Source organism: Desulfurispirillum alkaliphilum (assembly GCF_055378285.1).
Genome location: NZ_AP042405.1, coordinates 504,257 through 527,933, shown reverse-complemented (window position 1 = coordinate 527,933; position 23,677 = coordinate 504,257). Strand labels below are relative to the sequence as shown.

Annotated in this window: 26 protein-coding genes; 6 read left to right on the top strand and 20 right to left on the bottom strand. The window is 55.1% G+C overall.

The annotated features are described in order from the left end of the window. The first annotated feature begins 7 nt into the window (after nucleotides 1-7). Complete coding sequence (locus ACZ46I_RS02625; protein WP_464281336.1) at nucleotides 8-1,138, top strand: glycosyltransferase family 4 protein; 1,131 nt, start codon at nucleotides 8-10, stop codon at nucleotides 1,136-1,138. Here the strand turns inward: ACZ46I_RS02625 and ACZ46I_RS02620 are convergent. Both ACZ46I_RS02620 and ACZ46I_RS02615 read right to left on the bottom strand, forming a co-directional pair. After that, nucleotides 1,119-2,087, bottom strand: a complete 969-nt coding sequence (locus ACZ46I_RS02620) for a glycosyltransferase family 8 protein (protein ID WP_464281335.1) — start codon at nucleotides 2,085-2,087, stop codon at nucleotides 1,119-1,121. The genes ACZ46I_RS02625 and ACZ46I_RS02620 overlap by 20 nt on opposite strands. Further along, nucleotides 2,057-2,449: a glycosyltransferase family 8 protein gene (locus tag ACZ46I_RS02615; protein ID WP_464281334.1), complete on the bottom strand. Its 393-nt coding sequence runs from the start codon at nucleotides 2,447-2,449 to the stop codon at nucleotides 2,057-2,059. Before ACZ46I_RS02615 ends, ACZ46I_RS02620 begins: the two co-directional genes overlap by 31 nt. 70 nt (nucleotides 2,450-2,519) lie before the next feature. Here ACZ46I_RS02615 and ACZ46I_RS02610 point away from each other — a divergent pair. Then, a protein-coding gene (locus tag ACZ46I_RS02610) for an IS5 family transposase (protein ID WP_464280308.1) occupies nucleotides 2,520-3,357 on the top strand; the annotation gives its coding sequence in 2 pieces (ribosomal slippage) (nucleotides 2,520-2,924 and nucleotides 2,926-3,357; 837 coding nt in all). Here the strand turns inward: ACZ46I_RS02610 and ACZ46I_RS02605 are convergent. Genes ACZ46I_RS02605 through ACZ46I_RS02590 form a run of 4 tightly spaced genes read right to left on the bottom strand, consistent with a single transcriptional unit; the run spans nucleotide 3,323 to nucleotide 6,782 of the window. Continuing rightward, on the bottom strand, nucleotides 3,323-3,919 hold the full coding sequence (locus tag ACZ46I_RS02605) for a glycosyltransferase family 8 protein (protein WP_464281333.1): 597 nt from the start codon (nucleotides 3,917-3,919) through the stop codon (nucleotides 3,323-3,325). The two genes, ACZ46I_RS02610 and ACZ46I_RS02605, sit on opposite strands and share 35 nt — an antisense overlap. A 13-nt stretch (nucleotides 3,920-3,932) precedes the next feature. Then, on the bottom strand, nucleotides 3,933-4,370 hold the full coding sequence (locus ACZ46I_RS02600) for a lipopolysaccharide kinase InaA family protein (RefSeq protein ID WP_464281332.1): 438 nt from the start codon (nucleotides 4,368-4,370) through the stop codon (nucleotides 3,933-3,935). Next, the gene (locus ACZ46I_RS02595) at nucleotides 4,358-4,864 is read right to left on the bottom strand and encodes a hypothetical protein (protein WP_464281331.1); all 507 of its coding nucleotides are present in this window, start codon (nucleotides 4,862-4,864) and stop codon (nucleotides 4,358-4,360) included. The genes ACZ46I_RS02600 and ACZ46I_RS02595 overlap by 13 nt, the downstream gene beginning before the upstream one ends. After that, complete coding sequence (locus tag ACZ46I_RS02590) at nucleotides 4,851-6,782, bottom strand: LTA synthase family protein (protein ID WP_464281330.1); 1,932 nt, start codon at nucleotides 6,780-6,782, stop codon at nucleotides 4,851-4,853. Before ACZ46I_RS02590 ends, ACZ46I_RS02595 begins: the two co-directional genes overlap by 14 nt. Before the next feature lie 112 nt (nucleotides 6,783-6,894). Between ACZ46I_RS02590 and ACZ46I_RS02585 the strand changes: the two genes are divergently transcribed. From ACZ46I_RS02585 to ACZ46I_RS02570, 4 genes are all read left to right on the top strand, one after another. Continuing rightward, nucleotides 6,895-7,959, top strand: a complete 1,065-nt coding sequence (locus ACZ46I_RS02585; RefSeq protein WP_464281329.1) for a glycosyltransferase family 4 protein — start codon at nucleotides 6,895-6,897, stop codon at nucleotides 7,957-7,959. Next, entirely contained in the window at nucleotides 7,956-8,531 is a 576-nt protein-coding gene (locus ACZ46I_RS02580; RefSeq protein WP_464281328.1) for a flavodoxin family protein, read from the top strand. Before ACZ46I_RS02585 ends, ACZ46I_RS02580 begins: the two co-directional genes overlap by 4 nt. Nucleotides 8,532-9,576: 1,045 nt before the next feature. After that, a complete protein-coding gene (locus ACZ46I_RS02575; protein WP_464281327.1) occupies nucleotides 9,577-9,840 on the top strand; it encodes a hypothetical protein in 264 nt (87 codons plus the stop codon). After that, nucleotides 9,833-10,600, top strand: coding sequence for a nucleotidyl transferase AbiEii/AbiGii toxin family protein (locus tag ACZ46I_RS02570; protein ID WP_464281326.1), 768 nt, complete (start codon nucleotides 9,833-9,835; stop codon nucleotides 10,598-10,600). Before ACZ46I_RS02575 ends, ACZ46I_RS02570 begins: the two co-directional genes overlap by 8 nt. A 132-nt stretch (nucleotides 10,601-10,732) precedes the next feature. Here ACZ46I_RS02570 and ACZ46I_RS02565 read toward each other — a convergent pair whose 3' ends face one another. The 14 genes from ACZ46I_RS02565 to ACZ46I_RS02500 all read right to left on the bottom strand — a co-directional run bounded on the left by ACZ46I_RS02565 (nucleotide 10,733) and on the right by ACZ46I_RS02500 (nucleotide 23,482). Continuing rightward, nucleotides 10,733-10,984: a hypothetical protein gene (locus ACZ46I_RS02565; protein WP_464281325.1), complete on the bottom strand. Its 252-nt coding sequence runs from the start codon at nucleotides 10,982-10,984 to the stop codon at nucleotides 10,733-10,735. Between the two features lie 127 nt (nucleotides 10,985-11,111). Then, nucleotides 11,112-11,516: a methylmalonyl-CoA epimerase gene (gene mce, locus ACZ46I_RS02560; protein WP_464281324.1), complete on the bottom strand. Its 405-nt coding sequence runs from the start codon at nucleotides 11,514-11,516 to the stop codon at nucleotides 11,112-11,114. A 104-nt stretch (nucleotides 11,517-11,620) separates the two neighbouring features. Next, complete coding sequence (locus ACZ46I_RS02555) at nucleotides 11,621-13,024, bottom strand: HD-GYP domain-containing protein (protein ID WP_464281323.1); 1,404 nt, start codon at nucleotides 13,022-13,024, stop codon at nucleotides 11,621-11,623. 146 nt (nucleotides 13,025-13,170) lie between these two features. Further along, nucleotides 13,171-13,983 (bottom strand): IclR family transcriptional regulator, encoded by an 813-nt coding sequence (locus ACZ46I_RS02550; protein ID WP_013504937.1) that lies wholly within the window; start codon nucleotides 13,981-13,983, stop codon nucleotides 13,171-13,173. A gap of 63 nt (nucleotides 13,984-14,046) precedes the next feature. Continuing rightward, the gene (gene serS / locus ACZ46I_RS02545; protein ID WP_464281322.1) at nucleotides 14,047-15,339 is read right to left on the bottom strand and encodes a serine--tRNA ligase; all 1,293 of its coding nucleotides are present in this window, start codon (nucleotides 15,337-15,339) and stop codon (nucleotides 14,047-14,049) included. Between the two features lie 27 nt (nucleotides 15,340-15,366). After that, the gene (locus ACZ46I_RS02540; protein WP_013504939.1) at nucleotides 15,367-16,002 is read right to left on the bottom strand and encodes a trimeric intracellular cation channel family protein; all 636 of its coding nucleotides are present in this window, start codon (nucleotides 16,000-16,002) and stop codon (nucleotides 15,367-15,369) included. Between the two features lie 26 nt (nucleotides 16,003-16,028). After that, the gene (locus tag ACZ46I_RS02535) at nucleotides 16,029-17,603 is read right to left on the bottom strand and encodes a 2-isopropylmalate synthase (protein ID WP_464281321.1); all 1,575 of its coding nucleotides are present in this window, start codon (nucleotides 17,601-17,603) and stop codon (nucleotides 16,029-16,031) included. Further along, complete coding sequence (gene pssA, locus ACZ46I_RS02530) at nucleotides 17,578-18,330, bottom strand: CDP-diacylglycerol--serine O-phosphatidyltransferase (RefSeq protein ID WP_464281319.1); 753 nt, start codon at nucleotides 18,328-18,330, stop codon at nucleotides 17,578-17,580. Before pssA ends, ACZ46I_RS02535 begins: the two co-directional genes overlap by 26 nt. Next, the gene (locus ACZ46I_RS02525; RefSeq protein WP_013504942.1) at nucleotides 18,323-18,973 is read right to left on the bottom strand and encodes a phosphatidylserine decarboxylase; all 651 of its coding nucleotides are present in this window, start codon (nucleotides 18,971-18,973) and stop codon (nucleotides 18,323-18,325) included. Before ACZ46I_RS02525 ends, pssA begins: the two co-directional genes overlap by 8 nt. Before the next feature lie 141 nt (nucleotides 18,974-19,114). Then, complete coding sequence (locus ACZ46I_RS02520; protein WP_464281318.1) at nucleotides 19,115-19,573, bottom strand: hypothetical protein; 459 nt, start codon at nucleotides 19,571-19,573, stop codon at nucleotides 19,115-19,117. Then, nucleotides 19,570-19,917, bottom strand: a complete 348-nt coding sequence (locus ACZ46I_RS02515) for a hypothetical protein (RefSeq protein WP_013504944.1) — start codon at nucleotides 19,915-19,917, stop codon at nucleotides 19,570-19,572. Before ACZ46I_RS02515 ends, ACZ46I_RS02520 begins: the two co-directional genes overlap by 4 nt. 15 nt (nucleotides 19,918-19,932) lie before the next feature. Beyond that, complete coding sequence (locus tag ACZ46I_RS02510) at nucleotides 19,933-20,562, bottom strand: hypothetical protein (protein ID WP_013504945.1); 630 nt, start codon at nucleotides 20,560-20,562, stop codon at nucleotides 19,933-19,935. Between the two features lie 92 nt (nucleotides 20,563-20,654). Then, nucleotides 20,655-21,860: a type II secretion system F family protein gene (locus ACZ46I_RS02505; protein WP_464281317.1), complete on the bottom strand. Its 1,206-nt coding sequence runs from the start codon at nucleotides 21,858-21,860 to the stop codon at nucleotides 20,655-20,657. Between the two features lie 14 nt (nucleotides 21,861-21,874). Further along, entirely contained in the window at nucleotides 21,875-23,482 is a 1,608-nt protein-coding gene (locus ACZ46I_RS02500; protein ID WP_226508455.1) for a GspE/PulE family protein, read from the bottom strand. Between the last annotated feature and the right edge of the window lie 195 nt (nucleotides 23,483-23,677).

Genomic DNA, 23,677 nt, shown 5'->3' with positions numbered 1-23,677 from the left:
GTGGGTTATGTCTTATACAGTTGTAATTGCCACGCGCCAAGTCCAGCGGAATAACGGTACTGTTCGAAATACTATCGAACAGGCGCAGGTACTGCGCGAAAATGGTTTTCGTGTTGTTCTTATGACAGAGAAGTTTCATGAAAATTATGCATCATACTTCGATGAAGTGGTGAAAACTGTTCGCTGGCCAATTAAAGGATACTTCAGAAGAAAGTGGTTTGATTATCTGGTGCAGCGCTGGGTGCGAAAGAACAAGCCTGACATGCAGATCAGTCATGGTGATACGCAGTCAAAAGACATTATAGCACTGCACAATTGTATTCGCCTGGCACACGAAAAAATCCAGGGATGCCCTGTTGATGAACGCAATGATGTTGCACGATTCCACGATCGTGTATTGGAAACCAGTGGTGCTGCAACCATCATCGCGAATTCAAACATGATGCGTGATGATCTCGTTCACCGCTATGGGGTTGACATCAAGAGAATAGTCACTATCTACCCTGGCTATGCCCCTGAGATGTTCAGCGTCTCAGATTCACTGGAAATGCGGCGGGAAGGACGTAAAAAGCTTGGTGTGTCAGAGTCCACGAGCCTGGTAGGCCTGGTGACATCTGGCGATTTTACAAAACGAAATGTAGGTTTCTTTCTGAAGGTTGCTGCAGCGGCAGGGAAAGTAACAGGTCATCAGCTTCACTTTCTGGTGGTAGGCGCTGATCGATCTCTTCATGATTACAGGAGGCTTGCTGCTGATCTTGGAATTGCTCAGCAAGTGTCGTTTGCCAAGCCAATGGCAGATGTTCACCTGCTCTACCATGCACTGGATGTCTTTGTTCTGCCAGCGAAATTCGAGGAATTCGGGCGCGTGGTTCTGGAGGCGCTGGCATGCGGGACTCCCGCCGTTGTCAGCGATCAGGTGGGCGCGTCAGAAATAATGGTGGAGCATGGTTTACCCCACGTGATTGCTGGCTATGAGGCAGAAACATGGGTGGATGCGATCGTGAATCTGCTGGAGAATCCAGAGCTGCGCGAAAGGGTTTCTGCTCAGAGTGCAGATGTCGCCAGGCTCTACACTCGCGAGAAGCAGATGGAGCAGTTTCGGCAGGTAGTGAACAGCGTTATTTCACGTCAGGTATAGCTGAGATTTTTCTGTAAAAGTATGCTGTTATATGTCGATGCGGCTTCCTGAAAAAGGACTTTATGTTATGGAGGCTGAATCTTCTGGGGGAAGAATCAGCTGCCCAGGGCGTCATTGCCAGGTACTTCCAGTAACGATGCTGGAGCGGATGGAGGCAGCCGGGGTTCCACGGTTTTCTGTGACCAACATAATGAATGATGGCTGGATTTTTTATGGCATCCCAGTGTTCCTGCGGTGAGTAGCCAGTTGCGCCTTGTCTTCGCAATCGTTTGCGATATATTCCAGATTGCTGATTCCACCGCAGTGGTAGGCGCTCCCAGTCACTCCAAAGAATGCCATTAAATGCGCACTGGTCATTAGTTGTCATTCTATGTGCGTTCTGAAGCTTAAACTCCCGAATTTTTGCAGAGATATTGTGGTTACGCCAGTAACTCAGATTCAGCAAAAGTACTCCTGAGTTAAAGTAATGGTGAGGTGGAATTTGCAGGCGTTGATATGCAATGGTTCGCGAAATATCCTCTACCGCTCCTACGGCTTTGTCTTTCGCGACTTTCCTATGAAGCAGATTGAGGATATCGTCTTCCACCACAAGGTCGCAGTCAAGGTAGAGTGCCTGCGTGATATTGTCGTCAAAGAGCTCAGGTATGGAAATGCGAAAATACGCGGCTATGCTCATTCGCTCTGAATTTACCGGGAATTCTGTGTACGTCTGCTTTATAGAGGTAATGAAAGTGACTTCGCTTTGGTAGTTCGCGACCATATGCTGGATTTTCTCTTTATTATCATCCGCTATGCCGCCGTCAAGTATAAAGAAGCGCAGTGTTGTGGGGTGCTGGCAATTTGTCAGTATGGATATGATGGTGACCGCGAGGTGTTGGGCGTAGCGGTCATCTGCGCTGAGAATAATTGGTGCTGTTGTCATTTTTTCCCTTGGAGTTTTTTTCGGCACCCATACGCCTTGAGGAGTTTTCGGGGCTGAGTGATTTTGCGAAGAATATTTTTTATATTCTTGTCAGGGTACCGGTATTCGGCCCACGCTGTCATGGCCAGATAATGCCAGTACAGGTGCTTAAGTGGGTGGTTTGACGTGTAAAACCATGGTTTAGAATTGTTGATATAGTGGATTATCGCAGGCTGCGTTAAAGCCTCATGTAACTCTTCTTGAGTAAATCCAAGTTCGTGCCATTTTCTCCAGCTTGACTTGTAAACACCCATTTGAACATTCCAGCGGAGTGGAAGGCGCTTCCAGCGCTCATGAAGAAGAACATTCAGGCCATCCTGATCCGAGTGTTTGACTAAGAACTTGTCCATAAATAATCATTGACCCGAGCAATGTTTCGCTGTAGAATGATCCACAAAAGATCATTCATGGCGGTGATTTATGTCTAAAGTGCAATCATGGGAAGTTTCAGATGCCTTCTGGCAAAGAGTTGAGCCTTTACTGCCAATCCAGCAAAGAGATCCTGACAAGATCTACAAGCGCAAGCCTGGTGGTGGGCGCAAGCGACTTGACCCCAGGAAGGCGTTTTCCGGCATTGTCTATGTGCTGCGCACCGGTTGTCAGTGGAAAGCGATACCCAAGGAGCAGTTTGGTTGCGCCAGTGCAGTGCACAAGTACTTCATTGAATGGAGTAAGGCCGGTGTATTCGAAGCTATTTGGCGTCAGGGGCTGGCTGAGTATGACGAGATGGAGGGGATAGCTTGGGAGTGGCAAAGCATAGATGGCGGAATGTACAAAGCTCCAATGGCTCTTGAAACCGTAGGGAAGAACCCGACGGATCGGGGAAAAAAACGGGAGCAAGCGTCATGTCCTGGTGGACGGTCGTGGCGTCCCGTTGTCCATCGTCGTAACCGGAGCGAACCGGCATGATGTGAGCCAGCTTGAAGCCGTTCTTGATGGCGTAGTCTTCGAGAAGCCTGCAGAGCAGGAGCAGCATCTTTGCGCAGATTGTGGCTACAAGGGAAAGCCGGCGCTCAGCAGCATTCTTCAGCGCGGATACATACCCCATGTAAAGCAGCGAAAAGAAGAGATCGAGGACAAGAAGCGTGACCCATCAAAGAAGGCGAGGCGCTGGATAGTGGAAGCATCTATTTCCTGGTTCAACCGTTTCAGGAAGATTCATGTGCGCTTTGAGAAGCTTGAGGTCACTCACTACGGATTGACGTGTCTCGCGGCGGCGATAATCACATACAGGAAAATCGGCGTAATTTATGGATAAGTCCTAAGTGCGCATTATTTATGAGGAATGCGATCGTTTTTTTTGCGATGTCTTCTTCTGCCCATTTTCTTAAGTTGATAAGTAAAACACCTGAGCTGAAATAGTTTGTCAGGGGTAGTTCAAGGCGCTTTGGAGCGGTGAATGAAAAGTCTTTTACTGCTGCGATGATATGCTCGTTAAGTTGAGTGGCGTAGAGTGCTCTGACGTCTTCATTGACGATAATGTCGCAATCCAGGTAGAGGATTTTTTCAATGCTCGGGTCGCATAGATCTGCTGCAAAAAGTCTTGCGTAAGCCGCAAGGCCATGTCGGCGTAAAGGTAAACCATCAAGAATTGACTCAGGGACATGGATGAAATTGATTTTCGCTGAATATCGGTTCAAGCTTGATAGCATTTTAGCTTTTTCTTCGGAAGTAATTCCGCAGTCAAGAATGTGCAGTGTTATCAACTCAGGATTGCTGGTGTTTTCCAGGAGAGATACTGCCATCACGGACAGATGCTGGGCGTAATTGTTGTCTGTTGCCGCGAGAATATGCACCCTGTCGAGATCACTTTGAGTCATGCCTGCCCCTTTCCTATATCCCCGCAAGTCGGATGAGCGCAGGAATATCGTCGGCAAGCATCGCAATATCATCAAGCAATGTCAACGGAGTAATAAGTGCCTGTTTGCGTTGTTTCAACGCGAGTTTATGGTGTCGAAAAAGATTGAATCCTCCGCGGCACCAGAAAACAAGCGCTGTCAGCCAGGCTGGCCTGTATTGTCTGCCAAAGTATTTTTGCAATATCCATTCCAGTTCTTCCCTTGAGTTTTTCAGCCTGCGCAGGCAGCGCAGATCCCAAAAGTGTTTCAGGATACGGATGGGGCGAGTGAAGCGGGTGGGGTGAACCTTGTCGGTGTCAATGAGGAAGACTTCCGGTCTCTCGCTTTGGGGATCCTTCACCAGAAAATTGTGAGGTACAATGTCGGTGTGGCGATACCCCTGATCGTGCATGCGCCGGGTTATTGTTGCCATGAGCGCAAGCATTTTTTTCGTAAGCGGCTTAATTTTTTTTCTGTGGCGATAATGTCCTGGATATTCCCGTCAGCGTCAATTTTTTCACTGACAAAGACGCTGACCCTCTGCCAGGGCCAGGGCCCTTCGGATATGTAGCCAAGGGGGCGAGCTGTGGGGATGCCTGAATTCCAGAGGTACACTGCTCCCTGATAGCTGCGCTTTGCTCCTGGTGCAAATGTTTCTTTGAGAGTCAGCTCCAGTTTGCGATTCCAGCGCAATGATTTGCCTATGGAGAACAGCTTCAGAATGTACGAATGCTTGTGGTGCTCCAGGACAAGCAGCCCGTGGTTTGCCCGGCCAGTGGTAATTGTTTCCTGGTCACGGTGCATCAGTGTGCCATGTTGCAGATCATGACGAAGCTGCCGTAAAAGGGCAGCCCGCTGGCGACTTGGCTGGAAGAGTGACCAGTTTCTGCCGTGCAGCACCTCTGCATTTCGTTTAGCGATTTTCACTGTTTCCTCCCCCATGGCTTTTTGCGGTTATCCAGTTATTGGACTTCAGCGCGGCGTGGGCGGTGTAATCCATAAAGAGCAGGCGCTGCTCCAGGTTTCGCAACTGCTCTTCATGTTGTTTGTCTTGCCAGAGGCCAGAATCAAGGCGATTTGCAATGGAATGGTACAGGTAGCCATGTTCGTTGATGCCCACGAGAATATTGCCTTCGGTTCCCAGGGCGAAGGAGTTCTGCTTGCGAAGCAGGGATGTGCCCATGGCGGAGAAGGTATCCCGGTAGCCGATGACATCAACAGCCGTAGGCAGAATGTCAAGCTGGGAGGCAACAACGGCATTCTGCCCGGCTGGCAGAAGAGAGGGTGCGTAGAGCACCATGGGGATGCGTAGGGCGTCGTCAAGGGCTTCGTGACGCTTCTTGCCCATGGTGTAGGCTCCCAGGGGGTGGTCTGCGGTGATGATGAACAGGGTGCTGTCAAACCACGGCTGTTGTCTGCCCCACTTCATGAACTCGCCCAGAGCCCAGTCGGAGTAATATATGGTGTTCAGCAGGCCGTGTTCGGTGCGCTCGCCGTGGGGGTAGCGGTAAAATCGCTCCGGCAGCTCAGGATAAGGGACATGGGTGCTGCCGGTGAAAACGACGGCAAGAAAGGGTTTATCGCTTATCTGATCAATCTTTTCACGGAAGAGCATCAGGGATTCATAATCCCAGCCAAAGCGAGGAAACTCCTTCTTGGGGTAGTCAAGGGTTATCCTCATGTCTTCCATGCCGTAGTAGTGCCGGAATCCCAGCATGCGGGCGATGGATTCCATGCGGAAGGACTGCCGGGTTGAGCTTTGAACGAAAAGGGTTTCATATCCAGCACGGCTGGCGATGTTGCCGATTCCCTCAAGCTGGTGTCGCTCCAGTCCGTTTCCAAGAACGGACATTCCGGGCAGGGGTGCTATGGAGGCCAGGATGCCCTGGATGCCCTCTATGCTGCGCTGGGCAACGGCATAGGCTTGTGGATACACCAGGGAGTCTGTGATGATGGCGTCAAGATTGGGCGTAACGCCATAGCCTGCTCCTGAAAGCCCGTCAATGTACTTGAAGCTCCAGCTTTCCAGCAGGATGAGGACGACGTTCATATTTTCATGGCGGGGGTTTTCTATGCGCTGGGCAAAGGGGTGCTGTTCGTCAACGGAGTAGAGCCCCCACTCCTCTTTTGCTCTGTGAAGGAGCATTTCGTCGGGTTTGTGCCTTTGCACATGGTGTTCCCTGCCGGAGCGCAGAGCGCTGTAAGCCCCATTCAAAACCAGGTTTCCGTAGCGATAGTCGCCGTGTTCAAAGGCGTTCACGACGCCCATAGGTCTGCCTCGGGAAACACCACCACGCACGGTAATGGCGACCATCAGGGGAATCAGCACAAAGGCGGCTATACGTATGGCAGCGTGGCTGGAGGTAATGGTCGTGGGCGTGGTTTTGATGACGATCCCCAAGGCAATGCCCAGGAGAAGGAAAGCCAGGGCGCTTTGCCACAGGTAGCTGCTGGAAAGTATATCGAAGATGAGGCCGAAATCGTTGGAAAGCAGGGAGAGCTCTCTTCCCATGTGCCTTTTGGTGTGGGCAAAGTACAGGTGATTGCCCAACAGAAGCAGGGCGTATGCCAGGAGCAGGGCATAGCCAGTCAGGCGCCAGGTTACAATCCAGCGCTTTGAGTCCGCTTTTTTCCATGGTACATTCAACAGCCACAGCGGGAAGAAAAGCAGTACCGCGATTGCCGCCAGATCGAATGCCAGCCCATGGGCAAAGGACATCCATACCTGCGCAGGGGTGATATCGGTAAAGTACTCCTGGTAGTCGAGGTAGAGGAGTGCGCGGAAAGACCAGGATACGAGAAGGCCGATGAACAGCAGCTCCAGTGAGATGCGCAGGCGGGTCATAGAGCACCATCCCAGGGTAAAAGTGCAGAAACCTGTGAATTGTATGTGAAAATGGCTTCTGTGACAAGCGGGCCGTGAATGGTAATAAAAAGAGCGTTACGGGGGGAACACCATGCATATCTGCCATGTTAACCTGGCTCGGGGCTTCCGTGGTGGAGAGCGTCAGACAGAGCTTCTGGTTACCGAGCTTGCCAGAGCAGGTCTGCGGCAGCACTTTGTCTGCCGGGAAGATTCCCCCATGCGTGAGCACCTTGCGGATGTGCCGGGTCTGCGGTTTCACCTGGTGAACCATTTTCTTCTCGGGCACACAACAGCGCTTCCCGGAGTCAGTCTGGTGCATGCCCATGATGCCAAAGCGGCTCACTGGGCATACTGGGAATTTCGCCTGCGGCGCACGCCTTACATGATAACGCGCAGGGTGCCAAATCCTTTGAAAGAGAACCGGCTGACTCGAGCAGTATACCGCAACAGCAGGAAAGTCGTTGCGCTTTCCCATGCCATAGAGACAAGCATACGCGATTACCTGGCCGATGCCCGTACCGTGATTATTCCGAGCATGTTGGCTCACCTGCCCAGCGATGCCGTGGCTGTCTCGGAGATCCGCCAGCGTTTTATGGGCAAGGTGGTTGTTGGACACATCGGTGCTCTCGTGCAGCGCCATAAGGGGCAAAGCTTTCTGATTGAGGCGGCGCGTATGCTGCAGGGGAGTCTTCCTCAGGCGCATTTTCTCCTCCTGGGGGAAGGAGAGGACGAAGCACGGTTTCGCCGACAGGCTGAGGGGCTCACCAATATCACCTTCGAGGGTTTTCGCGCCAATGTCGGAGACTATCTGGCCGCGTTTGACCTCTTTGCTTTTCCTTCACTGCAGGAGGGGCTGGGATCAATTCTCCTGGACGCCATGGACTTCTGTTTGCCCATTGTCGCCAGTAACGCGGGTGGCATTCCCGATATTATCAAGGATGGGTACAATGGTCTGCTGGTGCCACCGGGTGATGCGAGCGCTCTTGCGGGGGCCCTTGAGAAAATGATAACCGACGCTGACCTGGCCAGACAGCTTGCCCTGAATGGCAAGGAGTTTGGCGGGAAATTCTCTCCGGCACATATCGCGCAGCAGTACAGGTGTCTCTATGAACAGTTGCTTGGCGGCGACAGTACACTTACAAGGAGGCTTTCATGAGAGTTCTGGCAATCAACGGCAGTGCCCGCCGGGATGGCAATACGGCCCTGATGATCCGGCAGGCTTTTGACCCTTTGCAGACAGCGGGAATCCACACGGAAATGATTCAGCTGGCAGGTGAGGTGATTCGTGGCTGTACGGCCTGCTACCAGTGCTGGCAGCGCAAGGACGGACGCTGCGCCATTAAAAACGATATCGTGAACGACTGCATTGCCCAGATGCAGCTTGCCCAGGGGATTTTCCTGGCGTCGCCCACCTATTTTGCCGATGTGACAGCCGAGATGAAGGCTTTGATTGACCGTGCCGGCATGGTGGCCCGTGCCAACGGGCACATGTTCCGTCGCAAGGCGGGCGCGGCCATCGTGGCGGTACGCCGTGGAGGAGCTATCCACGCCTTTGACTCCATGAACCACTTCTTCCTGATCAGTCAGATGGTGGTGCCGGGGTCCAGTTACTGGAATATGGGGATTGGACGAGAGATCGGAGAAGTGGAACACGATGCCGAGGGCATGGAGACCATGCATATCCTGGGCGAAAATATGGCCTGGCTGCTGGAAAAAACCCAGCGGTAGGTGACGCGCCAAGTCACTTAGGCTTCAACTTTCGCACCTTGTTGCCTTGAGTTAAGCTATTATTATATTGGCGTTTATCTCGCGGAAACCGTATTGATTTTGAATGCTTGACTTATCTGGTATTCTACTTTTTGTTTCCGGATATTGTCCTTTTTGGCCGCGCAAAAAGGACACAAAAACGCGCCCCCCCCCCGAACGCCCGTTTTTCCGGATCGTTTGCTCGCCTGTTCTGGATATCCGGCAGCAGGCTGCCCAAAGAGGCCCATCTGCTGCGTTGCCGGGCATCGCTCGTCACTGCGACGTACAGGGAGTACGCCTCCCTTCTCGCTTTGCCCGCGCCTTGCACCTGGGTCTCTTTGCGTTGCCTGACCCCTGCCTCCCTGCAGTGCTGCCGGACCACTCACTTCCTGTGAGTGTCCCTTCGGGTCTTGCCAGCCAGGCGTCGCACTCACCGGACGGGCTCAGGGGGGAGCGGCCTGCTTCTGTCCCTCCCCCGTGTGCTGGCCCAGCCAGGACGCGAAGACTGGAACGCTATGGACCCGCAGGGTTGCCGCCACGAGGGCGGCAACCGCAAACCAAAAGCCAGGGAAGGCGGTTGTTTGCGGTCCCCAGTTCCAGGCAAGCGGACGGCTGATAAGGACAGCGCTGGGGCCGCTTTTGCGCCACTTTTTGCGGGTAAAAAGTGGCAAAAGAAACTCGTGTATATGGTGAGGATAATGTCAAGCGACGCTGTCTGTGTAGAACCATTTTGGCCATTGCAGCGTGACATCAGGGTCAGCGCTGACAACCTGTCGTTTCGGGGATGCGAAACTTCAGTTAGGCTTTTCACGGAACCATACGAATATGTGTGGCGATGGGTAACTCTTCACGGCGGCATCGTGGATTTTTTCAGCAGGAGCACTGGCGGAGTGCTGCTCTCCCGCGCTGCCATGTATGTGCCTGTCCGTACACCGTGAAGTGTTACGCTATTGCATCGTGCTCGCATACTCCTGTATATCTTCAGAGTAATGAAGCTGTATCATTGGTCTCCCAAGAGGTTCGCACCATGAGGAAATCCGAACAACTTGATTTGTCGATTCCCTATGACTGGTCAAACTCCAATATCTCCGATGATGTCCTGATCGAAAAGGCGCTGGAGCGTCACTATTTTCAGGATGTCGCCAAGCTATGCGTGCATTTCGGGTTGGAGCGTGTGAATAGGGTTTTCATGGACAGAATTGCGAGTCGTTCCGACAACGCGCTTACGGTGGCGATTCTGACGCGTATGCTCCGCAACATCAAACGCGGGATTGGCGAGACGCATGCTTAAAACAGAGTTTCTGCCCGCCAGCACGCGCGCGGTGTTCGAGCGGCTGCGTGGCGATGCCTTATTGAAACAGTTCACCTTGGTGGGCGGTTCTGCTCTGGCTTTGCAGATAGGTCACAGAATCAGCGAAGACCTTGACTTTAACGTGTTTGGTGAAAAATTGCCTCGCAACCAATTGGCTCGGCTGCTCGAAAAGCTGGAAAGCGAGGGCATGACGGTGAACAGCCTTATTCCTCACGAACACAAAGTTCAGTTCCGCATCAATACTGGGGAACATCTGGACGACGCTATTCAGGATTACGTCATCGCTGGCTCCAAAGTCACATTCCACGCCCGATATGGTGTGGACTACCCCAACAGGCAAATTGAGTTTCTCGAAACGACGAGTCGAGTAGACTGGTCGCAAGGCGCCGGGTTTGCCATCATGGGCCTGGATGGTTTGTTCGTTATGAAAACGCTGGTGCTTTTCGATCGGGCCAGATCCAGGGATATTTTCGATTTGGCGGTGCTTATGCGTGAGCATGGTTATGGCATGGCCGAAATGGAGCGCGCCGCTACGCAATATCTTCCAGCAAGCAACCGTGATTTTGAGCGGTGCAAATCGGTTCTGACGGGTTTGGTCGCACTTGATGCGAATGACGAAGGTTTCGAAGGTATTGGCTTGGATACCGAGGTCACAGAGCTTTACGCGTATTTTGAATCCATGGTTGCGGAATATGAGGCTTCCCTTTCCCGGAACATGAAGCGTGAAAAGGAATGGTAATGCCAGATATGTGTTCTCAGAATTCGGCTTTTTCGGCACAAGCAAGAAGTCAAATGACGCAAAAGCGGAGCTTTTTCCAGGCGATGATGTTTTGACATTTGGGGCCTGCGATGAGTCTGATTCTTGGTGATGTCATTGCTTGCCCAGATACTCCCGCAGGTCGAATGGTTTTTTGGGCTGGAGTTTACGCACTTTAATCACCTGCTTGTCCGGCATCTCTCTGACAAGATAGCCATCGTGTTCATAGACGACAGGTATGCCAGCCGACAGGCCTGTTTCAATGGCATGCCTTGAAGCTTCACGAGCGATCTGCATCAAGGATCTATTCTCCTCAAGTGCATCTTTGCGGCCACGTTTTCGTACTGTTTTAATGCTGTTCTTCATAGAGGGCCCCATGGGTGGCCTGCAGGTGCGGACCACATCGATCCGGCATGACGCAAATGCCAGCCTGTCAGGTATTCTGCCAGGAATGATTGCACGTAATGAAGTCAGGAATCAAGGGTGACGAGGCTCAGTGCCCTTCTTCGCAGAGCTCGGTCAGCACGCTGCCGCTGGATTTAGGGTGCAGGAAGGCGATGCGGGTTCCGTGGGCGCCGGGGCGGGGTGTTTCGTCAACCAGGCGTACGCCGCTCTCTTTGAGTTCCTTCAGTTTTGTATCAAGGCCTGTTACCTGATAGGCAATGTGGTGGATGCCTTCGCCATTTTTTTCGAGGAACCTGGCGATGGGGGAGTCTTCGGCAGTGGCTTCCAGCAGTTCGATACGGCTTTCGCCACAGATGAACATGGCGACGCGCACTTTCTGATCGGCGACTTCTTCCACGGTTTCCAGCTGCATTTTCAGGATGTCACGATAGAAGGGGATTGAAGTATCCAGGTTTTTGACGGCAATGCCGATGTGGTTGATCTTGTCAGTCATGGCGCTTGCTCCTCGGGGTTTTTCCGGGGAGTATACAGGATCGCGGGAAGTGAGGGTAGTCTGGAATTCTGGAATGCGCGGGTGTGAAAATGCAGGGGCCAGCTTCAGCGTCCGGTTCCGGTTTCGGGTGCGGTGTCGCTGTAGATGCGCTTGATTTCCAGCATGTCGCTGAGGTTTTCCAGCAGGAGATCCACCAGGTCGGGGTCGAATTGGATGCCTTTCATTTCCCGGATGTAGTTGACGCTTTCTGCGATGTCCCATTCGTCTTTGTACGGCCGGCGGCTGGTGAGGGCGTCAAAGACGTCGGCTATGGCGACGATGCGTCCATAGAAGCTGATTTCCTCGCCCTTCTTGCCGTGGGGATAGCCGTGACCATTCCACCACTCGTGGTGTTCCAGGGCGATAATGCGCGCTACGAGAATAATTTCCTCGGTGCCTTCCTGGGCGCGCAGGATGTTGCCGCCAAGGGTGGTGTGCTGTTTGACCAGCTCGAACTCTTCGTGGTTGAGCTTGCCCTTCTTGTTGAGTATTTCGTCGGAGATACCCACTTTGCCGATGTCGTGCATGGGGGATGCATGGCGGATCAGGGTGCACTCTTCGTCGCTCAGTCCGGCGTGGCGGGCCAGGGTGGTGGCATATTCGCTGACGCGGCGGATATGGTTGCCGGTTTCCTTGTCGCGGAATTCCGCCACATAGCCGAGGATTTCAATGATGTTGAGCTGGGAACGCTCCAGTTTGCGGTAGGAAATATTGATTTCATCGATCATGCGATTGAACGACTGCCCAAGGGCCGTGATTTCGTCCTGGGGGAGCTGCCCTTCGCGGCCGCGCCTGGAGCGGCAGGGAATGCGCGTTGAGAAGTCTTTGGTATGGGTGATGCGATTGGCTGCCTGAAAGAGGTTGTAAATGGGGTTGAGGATAATGAAGCGCGCGAAGAGGTAGAACAGCAGGGCAGCGCCAAAGGTCAGTGCGATATGGGTGGCGCTGAGGTTGCTGATAATGGTTTTAAGGGGGGGGTTCTGAGGTAGTGCCACATAGAGCACTCCGTGAATTTCGCCGGCGGTGTATACGCGGTTATCCTCGGGAAAGGTCAGTACTGCCTGGCTGGGGACGTGCAGGGAGGTGATATAGTGGAACGAGTGGTTGTGAAACTCATAGTATTCGCCGCCGCGCTGCAGGTCCAGATGCTCAAGCAGAGTGGCGCCGGGAAAATCGCCGACGTCCTGGCTGCGGACGCTTTCAATGGGCAGATAGTAGTAGTTCTGGCTGCTCTGGCTGGGGCTGTCCATGGCGGCAGGCTGACGGAAGACTTTGCCGGGTTCCATGCTCCACCAGGTCTCCGAGGAGAGGAGCTGCCCGACGACTCGGGCGTTCTGCAGCAGCTCACCCTGCTCGGCATTGCGGATGATAGCAAAGTGTGACAAAGCTGCCAGCAGGTAGAAGAGGCAGAAGAGGAAGAATATCTTATGGGAAATGCGCAGTTCCTGCAGGCTGAAGTAAAGCCTCATATCGATGCTCCGGGCGTGGGTCACTTTTCTTTATCGACCGATAGTAACATAATGGAAGGTATAGTAACAAATAAAAATTCCATCCCAGCGCGTGCCGGGATGGAATCTGGATTGAGAGGGAGTGGCCGGGGCGCAGCCCCTGGGGATCAGGAGGAGGCGGCTTCCAGCTCGCTTTGCACCAGCTCCGAATAGCCCATGCGCTTGCTGGCCTTGTGGGCCTTTTCGATCAGGGCGGGCCCGATCTCGTTTTCAATGCGCTCGTAGGACATGCGCTGCACTGGGCCAGATACACTCATACCAGCCACGATTTTGCCGGTGTAATTGCGCAGTGGTGCTCCCACGCAGCGCACGCCCATTTCAAACTCTTCATCGTCGATGGTGTAACCGCGCGGGCGGGACATTTCGATCTCCTCGACAAAGGCGTCAATGCCTTTGAAAGGGGTTCCGGAGCAGGAGGTCTGGATTTTGGCGTCACTGATCTGCTTCCTGATTTCCTCGCCGTTGAGGTCAAAGAGCTGGCACTTGCCGATGGCGGTGCAGAAGGGCGAACCGACGCTGCCAATGCGGGGAATGATGCGCACAAACTGTGTGGTTTCAATGACGTTGAGGTAGACAACGTTCTTGCCGCGCAGTACACCGATATAGGCTGATTCGTTCAGCGTGTTCACCAGTTCCTGCAGAATGGGCTCGGTGGTGCGCAGCAGGTCGATTTTATTGATGTAGGCCTGGGAGAGCTCGAAGTTCTTCAGCCCCAGGCGGTAGTTTTTGGTATAGGGGTTGCGCTCCACATAGCCGTGCTTTTCCAGGGTAGCCAGCAGGCGAAACAGGTTATTCTTGCTCAGATCAAATTTCTCGCGCAGCGTGCGGATATCAAGCTCTCCGGAGGTCTTGAAGCTTTCCAGCACGTCAAGGGCATTGTAAACAGACTGGACGATGTAATCGGTCTTTTCCCTCTTCATGTCCCCGTCCCCTTTCCTGTGTATTGCTGTCGTTGGACAGCCCATGTTTTTTTGCTAAACGTCCTATAAAACCGCGCCGTTGTCAATAGCGTCAATGCGTTCCAGCCCCCCCATATACGGGATAAGAGCTTTCGGAATGCTTATGCTGCCGTCGGAGTTCTGGCAGTTTTCCAGAATAGCCACCAGGGTGCGGCCAACGGCCAGTCCGGAGCCATTGAGGGTGTGAACCAGGCGATTCTTGCCATGGGCATCCTTGAAGCGGATGGCTCCGCGGCGGGCCTGGAAATCCTCGAAGTTCGAGCAGGATGATATCTCGCGGAAGGTATTCTGGGAGGGTACCCACACTTCTATGTCATAGGTTTTGGCAGCGCTGAATCCCAGGTCGCCACTGCACAGGCAGACGACCCGATAGGGCAGTTCCAGCCGCTGCAGGATGACTTCGGCGTGGCGCAGCAGTGTTTCCAGCTCTTCATAGGAGGTGTCGGGGTGGCAGAATTTCACCAGCTCCACCTTGTTGAACTGGTGCTGGCGGATCAGGCCCTTGGTGTCTTTGCCATAGGAGCCTGCTTCGCGGCGGAAGCAGGGGGTGTAGGCGGTGTAGTTCAGCGGCAGCGCATCCACGGGCAGAATTTCGTCACGGTGGATGTTGGTGACGGGAACTTCTGCGGTGGGTATGAGCAGCAGGTTGCCCCCTTCGGTGGCGAAGAGGTCTTCCTCGAATTTGGGCAGCTGTCCGGTTGCGGTCATGCTCTCGCGGTTGACCAGCAGGGGTGGCTGAACTTCAGTGTAACCGTGTTCGCCGGTGTGGATGTCCAGCATGAAGTTGATCAGGGCTCGCTCCAGGCGCGCTCCCATGCCCTTGTACAGGGTAAAGCGGGACTGGGCGATTTTGACGCCACGGGCGAAATCCAGCATGCCCAGAGCTGTTCCCAGTTCATCGTGGGGCCTGGGCTCGAAGTCGAACTGGCGCGGAGTTCCCCAGCGGCGTATTTCGACGTTTTCCTCTTCGCCAGCACCTGCGGGAACGCTTGGGTGGGGGAGGTTGGGGAATCCCAGCAGCAGGGTGTTCTGCTGCTCATCCAGTTCCCGTGAACGCAGTTCCAGGGCCTTGATCTCGTCGGCCAGGCTCTTCATCTGCTCCATGATGGGAGCAGTGTCCTGCCCCTGGGCTTTGAGTTTTCCAATCTGCTTGCTGGCGTCGTTGCGCAGGCTCTGTTTGGCCTGCAGTTCGCTGGTGATCTCGCGTCGCTGCACGTCAAGGGCCAGCAGGTCGCCCAGGTTCAGATCCGGGTGGCGCCGGTGCAGCCGGGCCTGCACTTCAGCGCCGTTATCGCGAATGCTTTTGATATCAAGCACGGTTCTCCTCCAGTTTCATGGTCGTTTTCAGGTTTTTTCGCTGTCCGCAGCGCCTTTGATCAGCTTGGGCAGTTGCCAGCCCCGGAAGTAGGCAAACAGACGCAGGGCCAGGCACAGTGTGCCGATGATAAAGATGGCGGTGTGATCCAGGACGCCAAGCATGTCAGCCAGCAGGATCAGCATGGCGGTGATGATCGCCACGCTGCCATAGAAATCGGCGTTGAGCACGAAGGGGATTTCATTCACCAGGGCGTCGCGCACAATGCCGCCGCCGGTGGCGGTCAGAAAGGCCAGGAAGATTACCCCGAAGATATTCAGGTTGTTCTCCAGGGCGATCAGCGTTCCCGTGATGCTGAAGGCCACGAGCCCGATGCTGTCGGCCACGATGAACAGGCGATTCTGATCCAGGTTCTGGCGCTGGTGTACCTTCAGGGCAATTGCCAGGACGATGACGCTGACAATGCAGATGAAGGGGTAGATCTCCCGGAAGGCGAAGGGAGTGGTCTGCACGATGGTGTCGCGGATAATGCCTCCACCAAGGGCCGTGAGAAAAGCGGCGATGCAGATTCCCAGGATATCCAGTTCCTTGCGGACTCCCACCAGGAAGCCCGCCAAGGCAAAGGCGCAGATGCCGATGATGTCGGCTATGGTAAATAAGTCCACGTGTCTTCCCTTATCTGACGCGGTGTTCAGATTTTTTCCGAGATGCTTTCCTGCCGGGTCTCCCGCTTCTGCAGCTCAAAGCGGATGCGGGCCTTGTTGACGGCGTCCACGTAGGCCAGCGCGCTGCCGTGCAGGACATCGGTACTGGAACCTTTGCCGGTAATGGGGCGATCCAGGCCGGTGAACTCGATTTTCACGGTTACATCACCCACGGCGTCCTCGCCTTTGGAGACGGCCTTGACCTGGTATTCCAGCAGTTTGCCCTGGTAGCCAGTGGCCTTGTTGATGGCGTGGTAGGAAGCCTCCACCGGGCCATCGCCGATGGCAGTTTCCGTGATGAGCCTTTCTTCCCCGTTTTCACGGGTGCAGATGCGCACACAGGAGGTGGGGATGATTGAGGAGCCGGCGGTGGTGCCCACATAGTCCAGAATGAAGGTCTCGGTTACCTGTTTGAGCCCTTCGTTGGCGATGTGCTCCAGATCTTCGTCGAAGATTTCCTTTTTGCGGTCCGCCAGGGCTTTGAACTTCTCGAAGGCGGTTTCCAGGCTCTCGGGGTTCAGGCTGTACCCCAGCTCTTCCAGGCGAGCCTTGAAGGCGTGGCGGCCCGAGTGCTTGCCCAGTACCAGCTCGGTCTTGGACAGGCCAATGGACTCGGGGGTCATGATTTCGTAGGTGCGCTTGTCGCTGAGCATGCCGTGCTGATGAATGCCTGCTTCGTGGGCGAAGGCGTTCTTGCCCACAATGGCTTTATTGGGCTGAACTTCCACGCCGATAATGGAGCTGAGCAGCTTGCTGGAGCGGTAGATCTCCTCGGTGACGATGTCGGTATGGGCGCCGAAATAGTTGGCACGGGTCTTGAGAGCCATGACGATTTCTTCCATGGCGGCATTGCCAGCCCGTTCGCCGATGCCGTTGATGGTGCACTCCACCTGACCGGCGCCAGCCAGAATACCGGCCAGGGAGTTGGCCACGGCCAGACCCAGGTCGTTGTGGCAGTGCAGGCTGATGATGGCCTTGTCCATGTTGGGGACGCGGTTCATCACATAGGTGATCATCTCGTGGAATTCCAAGGGGATGGTGTAACCCACGGTATCAGGCAGGTTGATGGTGCGGGCACCGGCGTCAATGACCGCTTCCACGACGCGGCACATGTAGTCCCAGTCGGTGCGCCCGGCGTCTTCCAGGGAGAACTCCACGTCATCGATGAGGCTGCGGGCGTATTTCACGGCGCTGACAGCGCGCTCAAGGGCGTCTTCGCGGCTCATTTTGAGCTTGGCCTGCAGGTGGATGTCGCTGGTGGCCAGGAAGGTGTGAATGCGGCCGCGCCTGGCGTGGCTGACGGCCTCGTAGCAGCGGTGAATGTCCTTTTCGTTGGCGCGGCACAGGCCAGCGATGATGGGCTTTTCCAGGGCCAGGGCTACGGCCTTGACGGCCTCGAAGTCGCCGATGGAAGCAATGGGAAAGCCTGCCTCGATGACGTCCACGTTGAGGCGTTCCAGTTGTCGGGCCAGGGCCACTTTCTCTTCCGTATTCATAGAACAGCCAGGAGACTGTTCGCCATCACGCAGGGTGGTATCAAATACCATTATTTTTCTGCTCATGATCCTCTCCGTCTGTATGTTCAGGTTTTTGCAGGGGTTTTCGTTTGTTCATCAGTGTTCCGACCGGGCCGCTGATCAGGTAGACCAGTCCGATGCCAAAGAGCATGATTTCCGGGTAGGAGCCGATCACCACAAAGGTCAACAGGATAATGACCAGTATTCCAAAGGGTTTGCGGCGCAGGTGCCGGAAATCCTTGAAGGAGTAGTAGCGGATGTTACTGACCATCAGGAAGGCCAGCAGGTACCCCAGCAGCACGATAAAGCCACCAAAGGGTGGCTCGCCGCCAAGGAGGTGGTTGTAGAAGATAAAGAAGGCGGCGATAAACCCAGCCGCTGCCGGTATGGGCAGGCCGGAGAAGTAGCTGCTGGCCCCGTCTGCGTGGACGTTGAAGCGGGCCAGACGCAGGGCGCCACAGGCCACAAAGATAAAGGCGGCCATCCAGCCGATTTTTCCGTAGGGCTCCAGGGCCCACATGTAAAAGAGTACCGCCGGGGCCACGCCGAAGCAGACCAGGTCGCTCAGGGAATCAAGTTCCATGCCAAAGCGGCTGGTGGCATTCAGCAGTCGCGCCACTTTACCGTCCAGGGCGTCGAAAACGGCTGCGACGATAATGGCAATGGCTGCGGCCATATACTCTTCCCGCACCAAGGCAAGGATAGAGTAAAACCCGCAGAACATCCCCATCAGGGTCACCATATTGGGCAGCAGGAAGACCCCTTTATGCACGGAATTCTCCCAGTATGGTTATTCCCGCGCGTACTTTCTGTCCCTCCTGCACCTGCAGGGAGATTTTGTCGGCCGGGATAAACAGATCCATGCGGGAGCTGAACTTCATAAGGCCAATGCGCATGCCGGCTTCAAGCTGATCGCCTTTTTTCCCCCAGAAGACCACCCGGCGTGCCACCAGTCCGGCAATCTGCTTGAAACAGATGCGCGGCCCGTTGGTGACATCCACCGTAACCAGGGTATGCTCGTTCTCCAGGGCGGCGATGTCCTTGTCGGCGGCGTGGAAGCGGCCAGGCTTGTATTGGGCGTCCACGATGGTGCCGAAGACCGGCGAACGGTTGACATGCACATTGAAAATATTCAGGAAAATGGATATCTGTACCACCCGCTGCCCTTCGATGGGCCCGTGGTCGTGCTCCTTGACGACAATGACCTTGCCGTCTGCGGGCGAGACGAGCTGGGAGGGGGAGAAGTCGCCCCGACGCTCCGGATCGCGGAAGAAGAAAAGGCAGAAAAACCCGATAAACAGCAGAATTGCCGGAGTAAATGTAAAGCCGAGTCCCAGCAGCAGAAGCCCGAGGACGATGGGAGGGAGAATCAGCGGATAGCCTTCGCGGGCAACACCATACAGCGGTTTTCTCATGAGTATATCAGCCTTTAAAGAAATTCGCACCGACCTGCTGAAGCCGAGGTGGCCCTCCTGCAGGCAGGCGCATGGAAGAATGGCATAATGTAACCAAAAGCCTATGGAAAGAAAAGCAATTTTCGATTCCCCGGCAGGGGGTTATGGCGTGGGCAGAAGCATGGTCAGCTGGGCGTTGCTTCCGGCAGAGGAGTGCTTGGCGCGGATATGTATGATGCGCCAGCCACTGGAACAGTCGCCTCCGGTGCTCGCGCTCCAGATAGGGTTGCTTTCATCGAGCTGCGCGCACTGAACCGTGACGTCCATCTGGTGAGCACTGCTGCCGATTCCCAGGTGGGACGCTTCGACCTGCAGTCCGTGCCACTGGTCGAGGGTGTTGAAGCTCCAGGGCTCCTGGAGGTGAGCGAGATCAGGAGTGGCAGTGGCAAGGGGGTGCATGGCATCGGCCAGAAAGGCGGCGGTGGCGGTGCTTTCCTGTTGCGGTATCAGGGCCATGGTGCTGCGGAGGAAGAAGGAGATAAACTGCGCGGCTGTCGCTGCGGTCAGGGCCAGCAGCACAAGACCCAGCAGCGCTTCAATCAGGGTGAAACCCCGGGTCACAGGGTGCGGTCAACCAGCAGTGACTGGCCGCGAATGGACTGCACCTGCCGGTACTTGCCCTTGATGTCACTTTTGCGGCTCTCCATGGCCAGCAGGCGCTCCATGTTGATCTTTTCCTGATTGGCACTGGCCAGCAGGTTGCGATCCTCTTCCAGCAGCTGCAGGGCAGAACCGCCGATTTCTCCGGCATTTTCACAGGCCTGGGCCAGTTGTTGAATGAGCCACTGACGGCGGTTGATCAGCTCGTCCATGATTTCATCGGAAGCGTCCTGGTTTTCCAGGTGCTTGCGCAGTTCCCGTGTGAGTCCGATAAGCTGAATGACAATAACTTCGCGATCGTCCATGGATGACCTCCCCCATTACCTGGAATGGGTTTTGATGTACTGGTGCAGGTGGTCAAAAAGGCCCTGTATATGTCGGATGTGCAGCAGAGTGCGCTCTTCAAGGCAGTGGCTGAAGTCTTCAAAGGCGCTGCGCTCAAGGTGAGATACCCCAGCATCAATGCTTTCAATAAAGTCGTTGATGGACTGTATTGCGGGAACTCCCTGGATGGTAATGTCCTGCAGCGATATTTTATACAAAGTCGTCAACCTGTCAATTATAGGCAGTATCCAGCCGTCAAAAAGTTTGATGACATCGTGGAAGCTGGCGATGGCCTTGCCGGAGTTCTTTTTCGTGCCGATGTCCTTGCGGACGCCCTGCAGGACGCCGTGTACCTTCAGGAGGTACTCCTGGACATCGCTGATGCTCTGCAGCGACAGCTCCTTGATGGAGGAGGTGACAATCTGCAGATCCTGAATCTGGGGAGAGGGGATATCGGCCCACAGGTTCTCATCAAGGTTGGCGTACTCGGTGCCGTTGGAAATGACGCTGACCACGACTTCATTCTGCGCCAGAAGCTCTTTTTGCACCTTCTCCATGAGGTGCTTGAAGTGGCGGCATCCTCGCTTGTCAATATTGGCCGTTTTGCCGTTGAGAGAGATTTTCAAAGTCAATGCCTCCTTGAGTGATCCGCTGAAAGCGCGCTCTCAGCTTCAAGATACACTGCCGTGCCTGCTGGCAGAGCCTGTGGCTGGGCGTTTTAGAGTCTGGTTACCTGCCACATAGGCAGCAGAATCCCCAGGGCCAGAATCAGGACAAATACCCCAGAGAGCAACAATAGCAGAGGTTCCGTATATCCGGCAAGGGTTCGTAATTTCTGCTGTGCCTGCTGTTCGTAGAAGGTGGCGGTTTTCTCAAGCATCTGTTCAAGGGTTCCGCCTTCTTCGCCAGTGCGCGCCATCTGAACCGCAAGGCCAGGGAAAATGGTGCAGGCCTCAAGTGCCGCGTGAAAGGGAGCTCCCTGATTCAGCAGTTCGTGGGCCAGCTGCAGCTCCTGTCGCAGCAGAGGGTTGGCTGTGGTGTCCCGAACCATTTCCATGGCGGCTGCCAGAGGAATGCCTCCCTGCAGCATGGTTTTCAGAGTCATGAACAGATGGCTGACCATGCTTATCTGCAATATCGTCCCGAGCAGGGGAAATCTTAACCCCATGCGGAATAAAAAGTTTCTTGCGCCCGGGACCCTTCGGTGAACGGCCAGCAGGGCTGCTGTTGTCAGGAGGAGCGTTGACAGAAGGATGATACCGTAGTGGCTGAAAAACGATGACAGACCAAGCAGGAACCGGGTCAGCAGGGGAAGGGTGGCTTCAGAGCGCGCGAAGATATCGGCGAAGCGGGGAATGATCATGGTGACGGCAAAGACGAAGGCTCCGAGCAGGCTTGTCAGGACGATCAGGGGGTAGCGCAGGGCGTCACCAAGTCTTTTGCGGAACTCGCGCTGGCTTTCCATGATGGAGGCGGCGCGCAGCAGCATCTCTTCAAGGCGCCCGGAAAGTTCCCCCACTTCCACCAGGAAGGGCAGGAGGTCGCCAAAGGCGTACCGATGGCTGCGAAAGGTGTTGCTGGCGCTCTGTCCCCGGGAGAGATCCTGCTCCATCCTGGTCAGAATGGTGTGCCAGGTGGGGCTTTCCATGGATGTCGCCAGCATGGACAGAGCCGTGGCCAGGGAAATTCCACAACCCAGCAGGGCGCTGAGTTGATGCAGAAAGAAGATGCGCTCGGTTGCGGGCAGGACGCGGGGAAGCAGGGGTGTACGCCTGCCAGCGCTGTCTGCCTGGAGTTCCGTGACAATCAGCCCTTGTCCGTGCAGGCTGTTCAGGGCGTCTATGCGTGAGGTGGAGGCAAGAGTGCCGTTGTGCCTTTTGCCATCTGTGCTATACGCCTCATAGCGATAGGTGGAGGTGTTCATGGAGCAATCCTTTTTCAGTTGCCGCGTGGCAATACCCGCAGCACTTCTTCTGGAGAGGTTACACCGTGGGCAGCCATGGTAAGGCCATTCTCCCACAGGGTGCCGCAGTGCATCTGTTCTCTGGCGGCGCTTTCCAGTTCAAGTCCCGATGTGGCGTGGCTGATGAGCTGACGGATCCGGCTGTCGACGCAGAGGAGCTCAAAGACGCCGCTGCGGTGGCGATAGCCGGTGTGGTTGCAGTGGGGACATCCCTTCGCGGTGAAGTATGGGGCAGTGAACTGAGGGATCGGCTGTGGCGAAGGTTCGCTGCAGCGGCAATGGGGACAGAGTCTGCGCACCAGACGCTGCCCGATGACGGCGCTGAGGCCGGAGGCGACGAGAAAGGGTTCCACGCCGATGTCCAGCAGGCGGTTTACGGCAGCGGCTGCGGTGGTGGTGTGTATGGTGGAAAGTACGAGGTGCCCGGTCAGGGCTGCCTGGCAGGCCATGGCTGCCGTTTTGCGGTCGCGAATTTCGCCGATCACAATGACGTCGGGATCCTGTCGCAGCAGGTGGGGCAACAGGGTGGGAAAGTCGAGCCCTGCTTTGGTGTTGACCTGGATCTGGTTCACCAGGGGCAGCTGGTGTTCCACGGGATCTTCGATGGTGATGATTTTTCGGGTCAGGCTGTTGATGTGGCGGATCATGGCGTACAGAGTTGTGGTTTTGCCACTGCCGGTGGGGCCGGCGACCAGAATCATGCCGCTGCTGTTGCCAAGTCGCACCAGAAGTTCAGGCAGCGTGGCTCCCATCTCCAGCTCCTCAAGGGTAGGTTGCTTGTCGGGGGAGGGCAGGATGCGCAGCACGGCGCCTTCTCCGTGGATATTGGCCACGGTGGAAACGCGCATGTCGTAACGCCTGGCCTGAAAAGTGTGCTGGAGTTTGCCGTCCTGGGGCAGGCGGCGCTGGGCAATATCCAGGTGCGCCAAAACTTTGATGCGCGTGATGACGGCCTGCTCCAGTTGCTTGGGGATCATGCTGTGCTCCATCAGGCAACCGTCCACCCGCATGCGCACGCGCATGAACTGGCCGGCAGCTTCGAAATGGATGTCGCTGGCTTCCATGTGCAGGGCGGCCTGCAGCAGGCCATTGACCATATCGATGGCCTGGTTGCTTCCTTCCGGGCTGGTGGTGTCATGGGTCTGCAGGGTGGCTGTCTGGGTGGAGGGCTGCGGGGGGAGCAGGTGTTCTTCCAGGAGGGACTGTGAGATGAGGGCTTTATGCACGGAGGTGTCGAAGTGGCGCCCGATGGTGTCGGCGGCGGCAAGATTGAGGGGGTCCACGATGCCCAGCAGGATGCCGCCGCTTTCGGTGCGGCTCAGGGGCAGAATGCCTTCATCCCTGAGCCATGCGGCCTCCAGACCCTCCTGAAGCGACCTGTCAATGGCGATTCTGTTCAGATCAACCATGGGAAAATGAAACTGGGTGGCGAGGGCTTGCAGGAGTTGGTCTTCTGCAATAAAACCCAGTTCACAGCACTGCTGACCAATGCGCATGCCGCTGTAGCGTTGCTGATTCAGTGCATTGTGCAGCTGTGCTTCGGAGATGCAACCCATCTCCAAGAGGATCTGCCCGAGTTTCATGGTGCCTCCTCGCCGGGGTTTCAAAATGGAATTATAGTATCCGCGCGGATTATATCAAGTAAAACTCAAGCTTTTTAACGTAATATGAAAAAAACTTTTTGACTGCCGGGCTCGCTTCTGCGCCGAATTCCATGGCATAGTGAAACACAAAGCTTTTTTTTTGCCGTTGGTAACGGAAACGATGTTCTGGCGAAA

Coding starts and splice junctions, on each gene's coding strand:
- ACZ46I_RS02625 (WP_464281336.1), top strand. CDS start 8: ATGTCTTATACAGTTGTAATTGCCACGCGCCAAGTCCAGCGGAATAAC.
- ACZ46I_RS02615 (WP_464281334.1), bottom strand. CDS start 2,449: ATGGACAAGTTCTTAGTCAAACACTCGGATCAGGATGGCCTGAATGTT.
- ACZ46I_RS02605 (WP_464281333.1), bottom strand. CDS start 3,919: ATGACTCAAAGTGATCTCGACAGGGTGCATATTCTCGCGGCAACAGAC.
- ACZ46I_RS02600 (WP_464281332.1), bottom strand. CDS start 4,370: ATGGCAACAATAACCCGGCGCATGCACGATCAGGGGTATCGCCACACC.
- ACZ46I_RS02590 (WP_464281330.1), bottom strand. CDS start 6,782: ATGACCCGCCTGCGCATCTCACTGGAGCTGCTGTTCATCGGCCTTCTC.
- ACZ46I_RS02585 (WP_464281329.1), top strand. CDS start 6,895: ATGCATATCTGCCATGTTAACCTGGCTCGGGGCTTCCGTGGTGGAGAG.
- ACZ46I_RS02580 (WP_464281328.1), top strand. CDS start 7,956: ATGAGAGTTCTGGCAATCAACGGCAGTGCCCGCCGGGATGGCAATACG.
- ACZ46I_RS02575 (WP_464281327.1), top strand. CDS start 9,577: ATGAGGAAATCCGAACAACTTGATTTGTCGATTCCCTATGACTGGTCA.
- ACZ46I_RS02570 (WP_464281326.1), top strand. CDS start 9,833: ATGCTTAAAACAGAGTTTCTGCCCGCCAGCACGCGCGCGGTGTTCGAG.
- ACZ46I_RS02565 (WP_464281325.1), bottom strand. CDS start 10,984: ATGAAGAACAGCATTAAAACAGTACGAAAACGTGGCCGCAAAGATGCA.
- mce (WP_464281324.1), bottom strand. CDS start 11,516: ATGACTGACAAGATCAACCACATCGGCATTGCCGTCAAAAACCTGGAT.
- ACZ46I_RS02555 (WP_464281323.1), bottom strand. CDS start 13,024: ATGAGGCTTTACTTCAGCCTGCAGGAACTGCGCATTTCCCATAAGATA.
- ACZ46I_RS02550 (WP_013504937.1), bottom strand. CDS start 13,983: ATGAAGAGGGAAAAGACCGATTACATCGTCCAGTCTGTTTACAATGCC.
- ACZ46I_RS02535 (WP_464281321.1), bottom strand. CDS start 17,603: ATGAGCAGAAAAATAATGGTATTTGATACCACCCTGCGTGATGGCGAA.
- ACZ46I_RS02525 (WP_013504942.1), bottom strand. CDS start 18,973: ATGAGAAAACCGCTGTATGGTGTTGCCCGCGAAGGCTATCCGCTGATT.
- ACZ46I_RS02515 (WP_013504944.1), bottom strand. CDS start 19,917: ATGGACGATCGCGAAGTTATTGTCATTCAGCTTATCGGACTCACACGG.
- ACZ46I_RS02505 (WP_464281317.1), bottom strand. CDS start 21,860: ATGAACACCTCCACCTATCGCTATGAGGCGTATAGCACAGATGGCAAA.
- ACZ46I_RS02500 (WP_226508455.1), bottom strand. CDS start 23,482: ATGAAACTCGGGCAGATCCTCTTGGAGATGGGTTGCATCTCCGAAGCA.